Source organism: Leptothoe sp. ISB3NOV94-8A (assembly GCF_043421595.1).
GTDB classification, from domain to species: Bacteria; Cyanobacteriota; Cyanobacteriia; order Phormidesmidales; family Phormidesmidaceae; genus Leptothoe; species Leptothoe turfae.
Genome location: NZ_JAXSQW010000001.1, coordinates 5,397,254 through 5,410,255 on the forward strand (window position 1 = coordinate 5,397,254; position 13,002 = coordinate 5,410,255).

Below are 13,002 nucleotides of genomic sequence, written 5' to 3' on the forward strand. Positions count from 1 at the left end.
AGTCAACCATTAGCTTCCCCTACCCTCTAAACCTTGCCCGTCTGGTGACTAGCATCAACAGCAGCCAAAGCTACCATCTGTTTTTAGGTATAAATGCTTTCTCCATATCAAGACATTGCCAATCTACAGTTCTCTTCTCAGCGACAGACTCAGCTCGTTGATAATCAGCTGGTTTAGGAGGCAACAGTTTTTTGGTTTTCACGTAGTATATGATTGCCAAAAACTCACGGATGATATGCTTTCGCCATTTTGGAAAATCTAGACTGACAGGATGGGAAACAACCTCAAACCCAAAGTTGCGATAGAGCAATGTGGTGCGACCAATGTGCAAACCATCGGTGACCAACAAAATTTTAGGCTTAGACGCCCGATCAAAGGGCATATGTCGCTTGGTATAAAACGCATTTTCCCAAGTGGTAGCAGCACAGGCTTCACCGCTCACATTGGCATCCGGTACACCCATTTCCTTAGCAAGGTTAACCAGAATAGGGGCATCATTGGCACCGCTCATAAATATATGGGGAGCTCGGCCTTCCTTCCACAGTGCTACAGCGGCCTCTGCACGACGATCGTTATAATCGGTTCCGCGTCCAACAACAACAATAGCATCTACGGGTTCACCAGTATCTGGCTGAGCCACAAGCAGGCGCAATCCCCTATTAATCCACCAGGGTGATAGCCCTGTAATCAGCAAAATGCCAATGAGCCATCTAATCGCGTGACGCACCGATGGATAAAAAATATGCTGGCAGTCTTTGCATTGATAGCTTTGGACAAATTTAAACTGTGCTCCATGCTTTTGCACTGAGCGATGTTTGCACTTAGGGCAACGCATAGATGTGACAAAGGAATTTGTGAACAAAGGTGCCCACCCCAAGGGAATGAGCACCTTTGAATAAATACATATTAGACCTGAGAAAGTCAGGGTAGTTGCAGCTTAGATCACGGCTACTGGTGATATCCGTTTATCAATGCTGAGCATTCTGATTAATAAACTCTTGCGGCCCAGTGTAGCCAGAAACTGATGCTAAAGATTGCAGTGACTGAACACCCGCATAGGTTTGGCCATTGATTTCCCATGTGGGATAGCTCTGCACGCCAGCAGCTCGACATGCATTGGGCTGAGGATCTATGCCTTCTTCATCGCACTCGACATAGGTCACATACTTAAAGGCATCCTTACCAAAAAGTGTTTGTTGAGCATGACAGTGGGGACACCACCAAGCACCATATTTTGTAGCACCAATCGCGGTCAAATGCTTGGCTAACTCAATTTCTGATGTGCCGGAATTGGTTTCGACTGCTGGGGGGGGATTGCCGGCAATAAAACTGTCAGGATTTTGGGCATAGGCATACAGACCTGTGGTTGCGATCGCAGCCACCAAAGCCACTGAGATCCCTGGTAACAACAGCTGTCCCAAACTCTCCCAACGATTACCAATGAGAGTGAGCACCCACAAACCCACTGAGAGAAACGCCGATAACATACAAGGAACACAGGGCTCTTGCAATACAGCAAACATGACGTACAGCAGATAGCCACTGAAAATAGTCATGGCAGTGCTACCAATAAATAACCCCAACCAGGTGGGGTTTTCTAACGATTTGTTTTTGGTAGCTACAGGGCCAATGGCCAATGCGCCCATTAAGAAGTATGCGATCGCACCCAGCAATGGTAGTGACAGCCCGCCCAATTGCACATAGGCACTGCCCGCCAGCGAGCTACTGCCCTTCGCCATACAGCCAATAGCCAATAGCAGCCCAGCAGCAGATGCACCAGCAATCAAATAGCGAGAATTACGATGAATCCAGGTAGTTGGTTGTTTACGTTTACGTGGCATGTTTCTAACTCTATAGATCTAAACTGTGTGCTATGGGCCGGTTGACCGTTGTAGAGGCGTTCCATGGAACGTCCCTACAACCATCTCTTCAAATGTCAGGTACCCTCAATCGCATAGGCCAAACTCTGCAACTCCGTTGTTGGTAACTCTGCCACAAGGGCATAGAGATAATCGTCATCGCGCCAAAGCACAATGCCGGTACCATCAGGTTGTTGCAACGTTAGGTGGGCTGACTGAAATTCAGGAAATTCTTCCTCCTCAGTCACAGCCAACTGGTAGGCAGAGACCGTTTTCTCTGTCTCTAGCTGATAGGTGAGACGAACCCCCTGGGTTTCGCCTAGTTGACAGCTACTGCCCCCCAGTAACATTCCTTGTTTGGCAGGCAATAGGGGTAAGGCCGCCACCGTGGTTGGAAACTCTTTCAACAAAGCCGGAATCTCGTTCGGTTGATGCACCACAAAATCCACTGGGCCATTGGGGTTTGCCAAAGACTTTTGATGGTCTTGCAGGAGTTTACTCAATCCTGACCAAGTTTGGTACATACCAGCTTGATCAGTCGTCACCAGATCAGGTTGAGGATATTGAGCCTGTAGTAGACGAACCTGACCGCTGAGACGCAGCGTGGCCAGACCACACACAATGGCCAGACCAGCCGCTACGGTACTCATGGCCCAGGGTAATCGTGATGGAAATCGTCTTACTTTTTGAGGAACAGGTAGCGGCTGAGAGAGTTCACTTTGGGCAGCAGTGAGAATTTGCGATCGCAATCCCCCCTCTGGCTCCACCTCATCCAAGCCATAGGGCATCATCGCTAACGCCTCTTGCAAAGCCCTCACTTCGGCCTGCAATTCTGGAACTTCAGCTAACAAAGCCTGAAAGTATTCAGCCTCTGACGAACTCAAATCTCCCAGTACATACCCAGCAGCCAGTTCTTGAATTTCCTGGGGTGAAAGGGGTGTAGCCATTACAGATCCTCCCTTAACACATCTAGTTGTTTACGTAGCTGCAACAACCCTCGTCGGGCCCAGCTTTTGACCGTACCAAGAGGCACCCCCAACCGTTCAGCAATATCCCGTTGGGACTGCCCCTCGTAGTAACTCAGTTCCAATACTTCCCGTTGCTGGGCCTTTAATGTTGTCAACGCCTCTCGCACTAGGGCACGCCGTTCCTGCTGAGTAATGTGCTTCATGGGTGTAGCCGAATCAACACTGAACTGATTTTGATGCCATTGGCTTAAATATTTTTGCTGGGTTGATTGAGCCCTCAGCCGATCAATCACTCGTGAGCGGGTCAATGTGGTCAAATAGCTAGCCAGGGAACCACGACGGGGGTTATAAGACCGAGTACGCATCAGCTTTAGAAAGACTTCTTGGGTCAAATCTTCTGCTTCTGAAACTCGACGTAATCCCTTTAGTGCAATGCTGTACACCAAACTGCCATAGCGATCATAAAGACTGCCCAAAGCAGACACATCCCCTTTCCACAGGCGGACGACTAGAGCGCCGTCAGTTTCATGCTCCATCACAGATTGCACAACTTGATTTATCTCATCTACCGCCTGAGTCACCGTCTTACTAGCCAGGTTCCAAAAGATATACGGCCACCAAATCTGATTGGATGCAAATTTAGAAAAGATAAGGGAGACGACATGTTCTCCCCTACCTGCATCACAGCCCTGAAGATAGGGAGTCCGTAAGGTATACGGCTACCAAATCTCATCGGATGCATTATCAGTAAAAGAAAGGGAGAGCATCCGCCCTCCCCAGTTGGCTCAACATCTGTCGTAGGTATTGTGTGCGAGGTATTGTATAGCCTTGTTTTAGGCCGTCTGTTTACGCTTACGATTAGCGGCTACCAAGCCACCAGCAGCGACTAGACCCAAAATAATGCCAGGCTCAGGCACATCCTCCACCTGATTATCTACTAGTTCGATACGGAAACGAGCCACCTGATAACCAGGAGCTGTAAAATCAGCCCCCGTGAAATTCAGCGGTAGACCATTGAGGGCACTGGAGTCTGTTGTGCCAAGAATCGTGCCCACTGTCAGACCAGGGTGCTCAGTCACAACACCATTTTCATCAATACCTGTATCAGGTGCCTGTTGTCCTAAGAAAGCAGTACTGAATGGCAATTCATCATTCACCTCGGTGCCGCCATCCAACACCTCACTACCCAAGACAATAAAGTCAGCCCCTAGGAAGTTGCCAGCATCGTCAAAGATTTCATGGGCCAGAGGATTGCCATTAGCAATGAAAGCATCATTACTAGGAATCACCATGGATGCGTAGCTGAAATACTGATTGGTTGCTGGATCTACATCCAAGGTAAAACTGGTCAGCTCACCAGGCTCTAAAGGCGGTGGGCCATCGCTCAGCAACGTGGCTTGGACACCATCAGGATTATCAGCAGCAAAGGCATCCGTTAGCTGAGACGTATCACCGTCTTCCACTAAAGACTCCAATCCAGTGAAGTCATCCAGAGATTCACCACGGTCGTAAAGATCAAATGTACCATCGTGAAAACCAACCCAGGCCGGAGTCAAAAATCCACCGTTGATCGGAGCAAGATTCTCGATAGTTACTCGGAGCGTGGCGGCAGATGCGGCTGTCGCCATCGTTGTCACAGTTCCCAAAGCCATTGCCGCAGCTAATGCTACGCGGTGGGAACCCAGAGCAAACTTATTCATAACTAGAGTGATAAAACTTCAGTGGAAATACAATCACTTTCCGTACAGATGCTTTTTCCTGCACAACCAGAGACATCCGACACGGAGAAGTAATCCCCCTGACAAGAATTCTTGGTGTAGGGCATAATTTTCAGCTGAAGACGTTTTGAAAAACTACTGAGAAGTGTGTAACGAAAATAAGGAGTTCCTGAGAACCCCCTGAGCAATTAAACACATTACGCCACTCATATAGGGGCATTCCCTTTTGGATGCCTGCCCCTATCAAGGGGTTCTGTAGCACGCAGAATTTCGTAACCCAGGCTGAAAAGAAAATTCTGAATGCGATAGTAATACCAAAAGAAACTGAGAATTTTTCATGGCAAACGAACAAACTGGAACCCTGACATTAATGAGTCAGCATGGTTGCTTTGGGGGCAACGTAAACATTTACAGCCACCCGTCTGAGCAATGTCAATGCAACATGACATTTGCCGTTTACATCCCCCCTCAGGCAATCACCCAGACGGTGCCGGTGCTCTATTATTTGGCAGGTCTGACCTGCACTGAGCAAAACTTCATCACAAAAGCCGGAGCCCAGCGCTATGCCGCCCAACATGGCTTAATGCTGGTTGCACCAGACACAAGCCCCCGTGGCGACGATGTGCCCGATGAAGAGGGGTGGGATTTTGGTAGCGGTGCTGGCTTTTATGTAGATGCTACTGAAGCACCGTGGGCTAGCAACTATCGCATGTACAGCTACATCACAGAGGAGTTACCAGCCCTCATCCAAACTCACTTCTCAGTCAGTGATAAACAGGGCATATTCGGCCATTCCATGGGCGGACATGGGGCCTTGGTTTGCGGTCTGCGTAATCCAGCAAAGTACCAGTCAATCTCAGCATTGGCCCCGATTGCTAATCCTATGCAATGTGCTTGGGGGCAAAAGGCATTGGGCAAATATTTAGGCGCTGATCAAACTAGCTGGGCTGCCTACGATGCTAGTGAGTTGGTCAAACAACATGCTCAGTCAGACCGGCATATTCTCATTGACCAAGGCCTAGCCGATCCATTTTTGGAACAGCAACAACTAAAACCTGAAGCATTTAAGGCTGCCTGTGAGGCTGTAGGACAACCATTGACCCTAAGAATGCAAACGGGTTACGACCACGGCTATTATTTTATTTCTACCTTTATGGAAGACCACATCAAACATCACGCTGAGGTGTTGTGCGGATAGTTATTGCCCCCCTAGCAAAAATAGCCCGATTAGAGTGGCACTATTCCAAAGACTGTGGATGAGCATCGGGGCGAGTAGGTTTCGCGATCGCGAATATACCCAAGCCAAAATGGTCCCCAACATTGTCAGGGGTAGCACCTCTGACAGACTCAGATGGGCCGAAGCAAAGATAAAACTACTTAGCAAAATTGCTCCCCAGACCGGCATATAGCGCGTCAGAGAAGGCAACAAAAACCCTCGAAAGAGCACCTCTTCAAATAGCGGAGCCGCGACAGCTGCCGTCAGGAAAAACAGCAGGAGCGCAATGCCATCGCTTTCTTGCAATACCGTCTGCAGCAAAGGATTATTGCCCCCTTGCCCCCGCCAAATTTGCTGATTTAAGGCGGAGATTGCAATCATTAAGGGCAGTGCCACCACATAGCCCCCAACGCCCCACAGAGGCCAGCGACCCAATACCTTGATTTGAAACCAGCCCGTAGGTAACGGTCGATAGGTCCAAATGGAACCGGCTAACACGGCAATACCACTCGCAGACATCAGCAGATAAAAGATCATGGAATATAGGGCTCTGCCACGACTGCCCGCCGTTGCAAAACTCAGTCCTGACAACTGCAATAAAAAGGGAATCAGCAACTGCCCAACAAAGAAAAAACCAACAATTAGCACCTGCCAAATAATTTCTCCATCCCAAGGCACATCCCAAGGAGAAAGGGGTTTAGCTAGCAGTGAATCACGGCGACGGATCCCCCACTGCACGGCCAAGAAAATGAGTAACCCTATGCCGACAATGCAGCCCAGGACAGGCATCGTGCCTACGGCAGCGAGCTTAACAAGCTTGGATTCAGCCGCTGTTTGTTCTTGCGATCGCAGTTGTGTCAGGTCTACAGACCGATCATCCAGGGTATAGAGCTGTTCCAGCACCCGATATTGAAACCAGCCGTTCAGCTGATTTGTAATGGTGGTTTCAGCCATTGGGGTAATGCTCGGTGGCGTCTGCCATAATCCCAACAAAACACTCGCCATATCTGCCACTGAGCTATCGCCCTCAGACAATGGTTGCCAACGCTGGCGAGCGGCGCTGATGTTTTGTTGCTGGGTAGCAATAATCCCAACCTTGAGGTCAATTTCATCAATAAGTTGTTGCTGCTGACGAATAGCCACCTCGTACTTAGCGAGCTGAGGATCTAGAGTATTGTTTTGAGTAGCCAGCTGCTTTTGCGATCGCTCCACACCCGCCACGGCTTCCTTGCGCACCGACTGATATTGCTTGGTCACTGTCTCCAGCGGTTTAGCCCCCAGCAACGCATTACTCAGCTGCTTAAACTCAGCACTTTCCAACTCGTCCCACTCAGTTGCCTGCAAGAGTAAATCACTCTGATAAAGCTGTAGCTGCCCCGTTACCTGAGGCTGGGAAAAACTTTCATATAGGGACGAGACCACCACCAGCGCCACCAGCCCCGTCAGAATCGATAAAACAACCCGCTTTAGCGTCATTCGCAAAACCAAGACAGCTTAGGCATTATCGCATTTGGGGGTGGGCAAAGCCCACTCCCCATTCCCCATTCCCTTTATTACCAACTGTTGCCAATCCGCTTAATTCTTTGAACAGAGTGATTTAATAATTTCTGTGCTGCGTGTATCAGTCTATACCCGCTGGCTTGTATCACACTTGTAGGGCTTTACTTCGCTATGAAACGTAGACAGCTAATTGGTTATGGCTTGACTGGCGCGGCGAGCACTGCTGCATTAACCGCCTGCGCTCAATCCACCACGCCAACAACTGCGGGTGATGGGGAAGCCCTACCAACGGTGAGATGGAAAATGGCTACCAGCTGGCCAAAGTCGCTGGATACATTGTTTGGGGCTGCTGAGATTGTGTGCGATCGCATCGCTGCCATGACCGATGGTCGCTTCACCATCGAACCCTATGCAGGGGGCGAGATCGTTCCAGGATTGCAAGTCTTAGATGCTGTCCAGGATGGCACCGTGGAATGTGGCCACAGCGCCTCCTATTACTATGTGGGTAAAAGTCCAGCGCTAGCGTTTGGCACCACCGTTCCCTTTGGTCTTAATGCTCAGCAGCAAAATGCTTGGCTATACCACGGCGGTGGGTTAGAAGCCATGCAAAAACTCTACGCGAAATTTAATACCATCAACTTCCCCGCTGGGAATACCGGTGTTCAAATGGGGGGCTGGTTCAATAAAGAAATCAACACTGCCAATGATCTGAAGGGTCTGAAAATGCGGATTCCCGGTCTTGGTGGCAAGGTGATGGCCAAGCTGGGTGTTAATGTTCAGAACCTGCCTGGTAGCGAAATTTTCCTAGCCCTAGAACGGGGTGCCATTGACGCAGCCGAGTGGGTGGGTCCCTACGATGACGAAAAACTAGGGCTGCAAAAAGCAGCTCAGTTTTACTACTATCCCGGCTGGTGGGAACCCGGCCCGGCCTTTGACATGATGATCAATATGGAGGCATGGACATCTCTGCCACCGGTCTATCAAGAAGTGATCAAAACTGCCTGTGTCGAGTCCAACACCAGTACCCTAGCCAAGTATGACGCCGTCAATGGAGCGGCCCTTCAAAGTTTGCTGGGTGCAGATGTAGAACTGAAACCATTCAGCGCTGAAATCCTAGCTGCTGCTGAACAAGCCGCCTTTGAAATCTACGAAGAGAGTGCTAGCGAGGATGCTGACTTCAAGGAAATCTACGATCAGTGGAAAGAATTCCGCGCATCAGTTTATGGTTGGAATCGCCTGAATGAACTAGGGTTTGCAGGATTTGCCAATAAAGACGCCTAAATAAGCCTGCATCCTTAACGGTAACGTTAGGGTCGCTTGGCTAAAACACAGCCTGCTGCTGCTGCAAAACTAATCGCTGCAACTATTAATGAGATCGTCAAATTCAAGGGACCTATGCTGAGCAATACACTGATGGCTAAAGCGCCGCCGCTGAAGTAAAGGCCTGTGCCAAGGCCTGCTTTGGTGGGTGGCACCATTGAGAGGGCATAGGGCAGGGTGCCATTGGCGACGAGACTGAAGAAAATACCGATCGCGATCGCAACTAAAACCGCCACACCTGCCGTGCCCATAATCGTCGCCACACCTGCCATCACAATCAGCCCCCCCAAACCCGATATCATCGCCACACGATTACCCACCTTCGTCGCCAGTTGCCCACAGGGCAATGCGCTCAAGGCCACCGTGACAAATAAGGCCACCATGATCAATTTTGGCTGACTAAAACCAGTTCTCGATACTGCCTGGGGAAAACTACCCAGTAAAAGCCTGAAGCCAAGAGCCACCGACGCCCCAGTCCCAAAGATCCAAGGTAAATTAGCCCATTGCATTTGGGCATTGGCCCCAGCAGATGATGGAGAGGTGGAAATCACTTGATTAGGGTCAACCTGCCGTAGCACTAACGCGGCTAAAAGCAAAACCGCCGTACCAATGGAAAATGCGACCAAAGGCCCTAGACCCAAAATAAAGTCACTGGCAACAGGAGCCATGGCTCCCGTGACACCACCCACCATGGTCAAGACACTAGCAGCCTGGGGTAAATCCACATCAAAGGCATAGCGTCCGAGAAGGGATAGCGCCGGACTCCGGAAAATCGTCATGGCTAACGCCCAAGCCACCAAAGCAATCGGCAACAGGGCCTTCAAGGATATACCACCGACCAATACCACTAACGGAATGCCTAGAAAGCAAAGGGCAGACACAATCATACCGAAAGCAATCTGAGGAAAACGACTCCCTACCCAGTGCTGTCGCTGATCTGAAAACGTTCCCATCAGCGGCTCCATCACCGCCCCCATGGCATTTTCAATCACCAGCAGCAGTGTGGCTAAACTGGCCGAAAATCCTAAAGTCAGCAACAAATCATCCAAATAGAGATTGTAAATAACCCAAGTCAGGGAAATCGCCCCCTGAACGGCTGCCAGCCCTAACACCTGTAGCCAAAGAACTCGCCGACCAACCACCGAATTACCCATGGGAACCCACTAAATCACAATACTGGCTATCTATTAGTCATACTGCGGGTGCAGTCACCAACACGCATAGTTTTAGATGTTCTCAACATTAACAACATTGACTATCATCAAGGCATTACATGTAACGCCCCGACAACAGGATCTAGCTACTAATCGACGGCAACCAGTTCACCAAACCTGGAAAGGCAATAATCGAGACCAGGACTAGTAATTGCAGCGCAATGAAAGGAATAACCCCTCGATAGAGATTACCTGTAGAAACATCTTTGGGAGCCACACCCCGTAAATAAAACAAGGCAAATCCAAACGGTGGTGTCAAAAAGGAGGTTTGCATATTGGCCCCAATGATGACGCCGTACCACACCAGATCCATCCCCAACTGCTGAGCCACTGGCGCAAATAGGGGAATCACAATAAAGGCAATTTCAAAGAAATCGATAAAGAATCCGAGGATAAAGACTGTCAGCATGCTGACAATCAAAAAGCCAACATCGCCCCCTGGCAAATTGGTCAGCACATCAAAAATAAAGCTATCCCCACGCAACCCGCGAAATACCAGACTAAATGCTGTGGAGCCTAGGAGAATAAAAATCACCATGGTGGTGGTTCGCAGGGTGCTGTCACACACTTCCTGCAAACTCCTAATGGTCAGCTGTCGGTTAAAGGCAGCTAATACCATCGCGCCTACAGCTCCCAGGGCACCCGCTTCTGTCGGTGTGGCAATGCCAAAGAAAATGCTGCCTAACACTAGCAAAATCAACACGAGTGGCGGCACCATCACCTTCAAGACTTTGAGGAACAAGGCCTGACCGCGAATCTTTAATAGCTCCGATGGCAGCGCCGGTAGCAAATCTGGTCGAACGAAGGCAATGATGACCACGTGTACTACAAAGACGCCAGCCATTAGCAAACCAGGAATAAATGACCCTAGAAATAGGTCACCCACGGATACGCCTAGCTGATCGGCCAATACCACCAGGACAATACTCGGTGGAATAATCTGGCCCAGAGTACCTGATGCAGCAATCACCCCAGTGGCAACATCTTTGTTGTAGCCATAGCGCAGCATTGTCGGCAGGGAAATCAGCCCCATGGTCACCACAGTTGCTGCCACTACCCCCGTCGTTGCCGCTAACAGTGCACCGACCACAACAACTGCGATCGCTAACCCACCCCGCAGCCGACCGAACAGACTGCCCATGGTTTCCAACAGGTTTTCCGCAATGCCTGACTTTTCTAGCATTGCCCCCATAAAAATGAAATAGGGAATAGCCAACAAGGTGAAGTTATTCATGATGCCGAAGATTCGCTGCGGCATCGCCGTTAAAAAGATGGGATCAAATACACCAAAGGCAATGCCAATTAGACCAAACAAGATGGCCACCCCACCCAAGGAAAACGCCACAGGGTAACCTAATGACAGCAGCACCAAGGCCCCAGCAAACATCAGTGGCCCCAACCAATCAACTAACATCATCCGCCTCCCCATCTAATGTCTTTGGGGCCTCATCTGCGGGTAGATACCCTGAAAAAATTGCCCAGTTTTTAATGGCTTCTGAGATGCCCTGTAGTATCAACAGCCCAAAGCTAACCAAGATCATCGTCTTGATTGGGAACCGTAAGAGCCCACCAGGGTCCGGAGAGTTCTCCCACACCGCCCAAGACTTCAGCACGGCTCCCCAGGAGAAGTAGATCACCAGTGCAGAAAACGGAATAAGAAAGAACACCGTCCCAATGAAATCAGCCAACGCTTTGCGGCGACGGGACCAGCGATCATAAAACACATCCACTCGCACATGGCCCCCCTTTTGTAGGGTGTAGGCAGCCCCAAGCAAAAAGACAATATCAAATAGATACCATTGAGTTTCGATCAGAGCATTGGAGCTTAAATTTTGACCGACCACATTACCTAAATAGCGGCCAATGACATTCCATGTGCCAACCCCAATCATGGCCAGCACTAACCAATAGGCGAACTTGCCGATTTGACAGGTAAATGCGTCAATCTTGCGAGCAACGGAGAGTAGTGATTGCAAAACATCGTGTCAATTTTCTACCGAGGTATTTTATCTCGTTGAGAGATTAAATCGGTTGCGATCGCACAATTTGCAATGTTTTAAATGTTTTGTTAGAGGGCAGCAATGCTTACCCCCAATAAAATCTCCCCCTCAACCCTTTTGAGCCAAAATCAAACCAAACCACTGCCGTTCATCGGTAAAGGTTTGCAATACTTTTAACCCATGATTAGCCAGCTGAGCACCCATCTGAACCACATCAAACTTGCGAGAAATCTCACTTAACAGTCGCTCTCCCTCAGCAAATTTCACCGTCAAATCTAGATCTTGGAGCGTCACCGTCTGCTCTTGCTTACTCACCAAATACATCTCTATCTGATGTTTTTGCGAGTTATACATCGCTTGATGATAGAAATTATCAAGGCAAAAATCTCCTCGATAGCGATGGTTGAGATGCTGCAACATATTGAGATTGAACATGGCCGTTATCCCTTGAGCATCGTTATAAGCCGCCTCAACAGTGCCAATATCCTTTTGCAAATCTAAGCCCAGCAAAAAGAATTGTCCTGGCTCCAGGGCCCCACTTACCAACTGCAAGAATTGTTCACAGTCATTAGGAGACAAATTACCCAGGGTACTACCAATAAACATCACCATTCGGGTAGCCAAGTTGGCAGCTGGCAAAGCATTGAGGGCAGGTTCGTAGGTACCGATCATCCCGTGAATCCTGAGTTCAGGATAATCATATAGTAGTTGATCAGAACTATCTTTCAACATGCTGCCACTGACATCGACAGGGATATAGCGTAACGGCAAATTAGCAGCCCGATAGGCATCTAAAAGAATGCGTGTTTTTGTCGCACTACCGCTGCCCAGCTCCACCAGCTCGCAAGGGCCAGTCAGCTGAGTAATGGCATGGGCATAGCGATAAAAAATAGCCGATTCAGTGCGGGTGGGATAGTACTCTGGGAGCGTACAAATTTTCTCAAATAGCTCTGATCCTAAGTGATCATAAAAATATTTTGGTGGCAAAGATTTTGGTATTTGGGTTAATCCTTCAATCACATCCTGCCCATCCATTACCCTGACCTCAGGCTCATTACTGAGCAGAGTTTGGATCTGAAGGCGAGCTGGATCGATAACGTTGCGATCTGCCAAGTTAGCATTGGTGCGTTGGCCATGCTTCTCCATCGGAGAATCGCAATCAGCTGTGGAAAAAGTCATAGAAAACCGTAATAACCAGGGCCAGTGT

The 13,002-nt window shown here is 49.2% G+C and carries 12 protein-coding genes; 2 read left to right on the top strand and 10 right to left on the bottom strand.

Annotated features, from left to right (window positions below; translation table 11 throughout):
• Positions 1-70 precede the first annotated feature (70 nt).
• The 5 genes from SPB21_RS23110 to SPB21_RS23130 form a co-directional block, all read right to left on the bottom strand.
• Positions 71-835 carry a YdcF family protein gene (locus tag SPB21_RS23110; protein WP_163696373.1) on the bottom strand — a complete coding sequence of 255 codons (765 nt, stop codon included), beginning with the start codon at positions 833-835 and terminating at the stop codon, positions 71-73.
• 133 nt (positions 836-968) lie between these two features.
• Positions 969-1,841, bottom strand: a complete 873-nt coding sequence (locus SPB21_RS23115; RefSeq protein WP_490794455.1) for a vitamin K epoxide reductase family protein — start codon at positions 1,839-1,841, stop codon at positions 969-971.
• 95 nt (positions 1,842-1,936) lie between these two features.
• Positions 1,937-2,806 carry a hypothetical protein gene (locus SPB21_RS23120; RefSeq protein ID WP_499867811.1) on the bottom strand — a complete coding sequence of 290 codons (870 nt, stop codon included), beginning with the start codon at positions 2,804-2,806 and terminating at the stop codon, positions 1,937-1,939.
• Positions 2,806-3,408, bottom strand: coding sequence for a sigma-70 family RNA polymerase sigma factor (locus tag SPB21_RS23125; protein WP_499867812.1), 603 nt, complete (start codon positions 3,406-3,408; stop codon positions 2,806-2,808). The genes SPB21_RS23120 and SPB21_RS23125 overlap by 1 nt, the downstream gene beginning before the upstream one ends.
• 252 nt (positions 3,409-3,660) lie before the next feature.
• Positions 3,661-4,527, bottom strand: a complete 867-nt coding sequence (locus SPB21_RS23130; protein ID WP_499867813.1) for a spondin domain-containing protein — start codon at positions 4,525-4,527, stop codon at positions 3,661-3,663.
• A gap of 355 nt (positions 4,528-4,882) precedes the next feature.
• On the opposite strand from SPB21_RS23130, the gene fghA reads away from it, so the two are divergent.
• Positions 4,883-5,743 (top strand): S-formylglutathione hydrolase, encoded by an 861-nt coding sequence (gene fghA, locus SPB21_RS23135; protein ID WP_163665750.1) that lies wholly within the window; start codon positions 4,883-4,885, stop codon positions 5,741-5,743.
• Here the strand turns inward: fghA and SPB21_RS23140 are convergent, their stop codons facing one another.
• A complete protein-coding gene (locus tag SPB21_RS23140) occupies positions 5,744-7,237 on the bottom strand; it encodes a CPBP family intramembrane glutamic endopeptidase (RefSeq protein WP_499867814.1) in 1,494 nt (497 codons plus the stop codon).
• Between the two features lie 195 nt (positions 7,238-7,432).
• Here SPB21_RS23140 and SPB21_RS23145 point away from each other — a divergent pair, with 195 nt between their 5' ends.
• Positions 7,433-8,542 carry a TRAP transporter substrate-binding protein gene (locus tag SPB21_RS23145; RefSeq protein WP_499867815.1) on the top strand — a complete coding sequence of 370 codons (1,110 nt, stop codon included), beginning with the start codon at positions 7,433-7,435 and terminating at the stop codon, positions 8,540-8,542.
• A gap of 26 nt (positions 8,543-8,568) precedes the next feature.
• Here the strand turns inward: SPB21_RS23145 and SPB21_RS23150 are convergent, their stop codons facing one another.
• The 4 genes from SPB21_RS23150 to egtD all read right to left on the bottom strand — a co-directional run bounded on the left by SPB21_RS23150 (position 8,569) and on the right by egtD (position 12,974).
• Complete coding sequence (locus SPB21_RS23150; protein ID WP_499867816.1) at positions 8,569-9,735, bottom strand: MFS transporter; 1,167 nt, start codon at positions 9,733-9,735, stop codon at positions 8,569-8,571.
• Positions 9,736-9,877: 142 nt separating this feature from the next.
• Entirely contained in the window at positions 9,878-11,209 is a 1,332-nt protein-coding gene (locus SPB21_RS23155) for a TRAP transporter large permease (RefSeq protein WP_163671705.1), read from the bottom strand.
• Complete coding sequence (locus tag SPB21_RS23160) at positions 11,199-11,771, bottom strand: TRAP transporter small permease subunit (protein ID WP_163665758.1); 573 nt, start codon at positions 11,769-11,771, stop codon at positions 11,199-11,201. The genes SPB21_RS23155 and SPB21_RS23160 overlap by 11 nt, the downstream gene beginning before the upstream one ends.
• Positions 11,772-11,903: 132 nt before the next feature.
• On the bottom strand, positions 11,904-12,974 hold the full coding sequence (gene egtD / locus SPB21_RS23165) for an L-histidine N(alpha)-methyltransferase (RefSeq protein WP_499061572.1): 1,071 nt from the start codon (positions 12,972-12,974) through the stop codon (positions 11,904-11,906).
• Positions 12,975-13,002: the final 28 nt, after the last annotated feature.

Coding starts and splice junctions, on each gene's coding strand:
- SPB21_RS23145 (WP_499867815.1), top strand. CDS start 7,433: ATGAAACGTAGACAGCTAATTGGTTATGGCTTGACTGGCGCGGCGAGC.
- SPB21_RS23115 (WP_490794455.1), bottom strand. CDS start 1,841: ATGCCACGTAAACGTAAACAACCAACTACCTGGATTCATCGTAATTCT.
- SPB21_RS23150 (WP_499867816.1), bottom strand. CDS start 9,735: ATGGGTAATTCGGTGGTTGGTCGGCGAGTTCTTTGGCTACAGGTGTTA.
- fghA (WP_163665750.1), top strand. CDS start 4,883: ATGGCAAACGAACAAACTGGAACCCTGACATTAATGAGTCAGCATGGT.
- SPB21_RS23120 (WP_499867811.1), bottom strand. CDS start 2,806: ATGGCTACACCCCTTTCACCCCAGGAAATTCAAGAACTGGCTGCTGGG.
- SPB21_RS23155 (WP_163671705.1), bottom strand. CDS start 11,209: ATGTTAGTTGATTGGTTGGGGCCACTGATGTTTGCTGGGGCCTTGGTG.
- SPB21_RS23140 (WP_499867814.1), bottom strand. CDS start 7,237: ATGACGCTAAAGCGGGTTGTTTTATCGATTCTGACGGGGCTGGTGGCG.
- egtD (WP_499061572.1), bottom strand. CDS start 12,974: ATGACTTTTTCCACAGCTGATTGCGATTCTCCGATGGAGAAGCATGGC.
- SPB21_RS23130 (WP_499867813.1), bottom strand. CDS start 4,527: ATGAATAAGTTTGCTCTGGGTTCCCACCGCGTAGCATTAGCTGCGGCA.
- SPB21_RS23110 (WP_163696373.1), bottom strand. CDS start 835: ATGCGTTGCCCTAAGTGCAAACATCGCTCAGTGCAAAAGCATGGAGCA.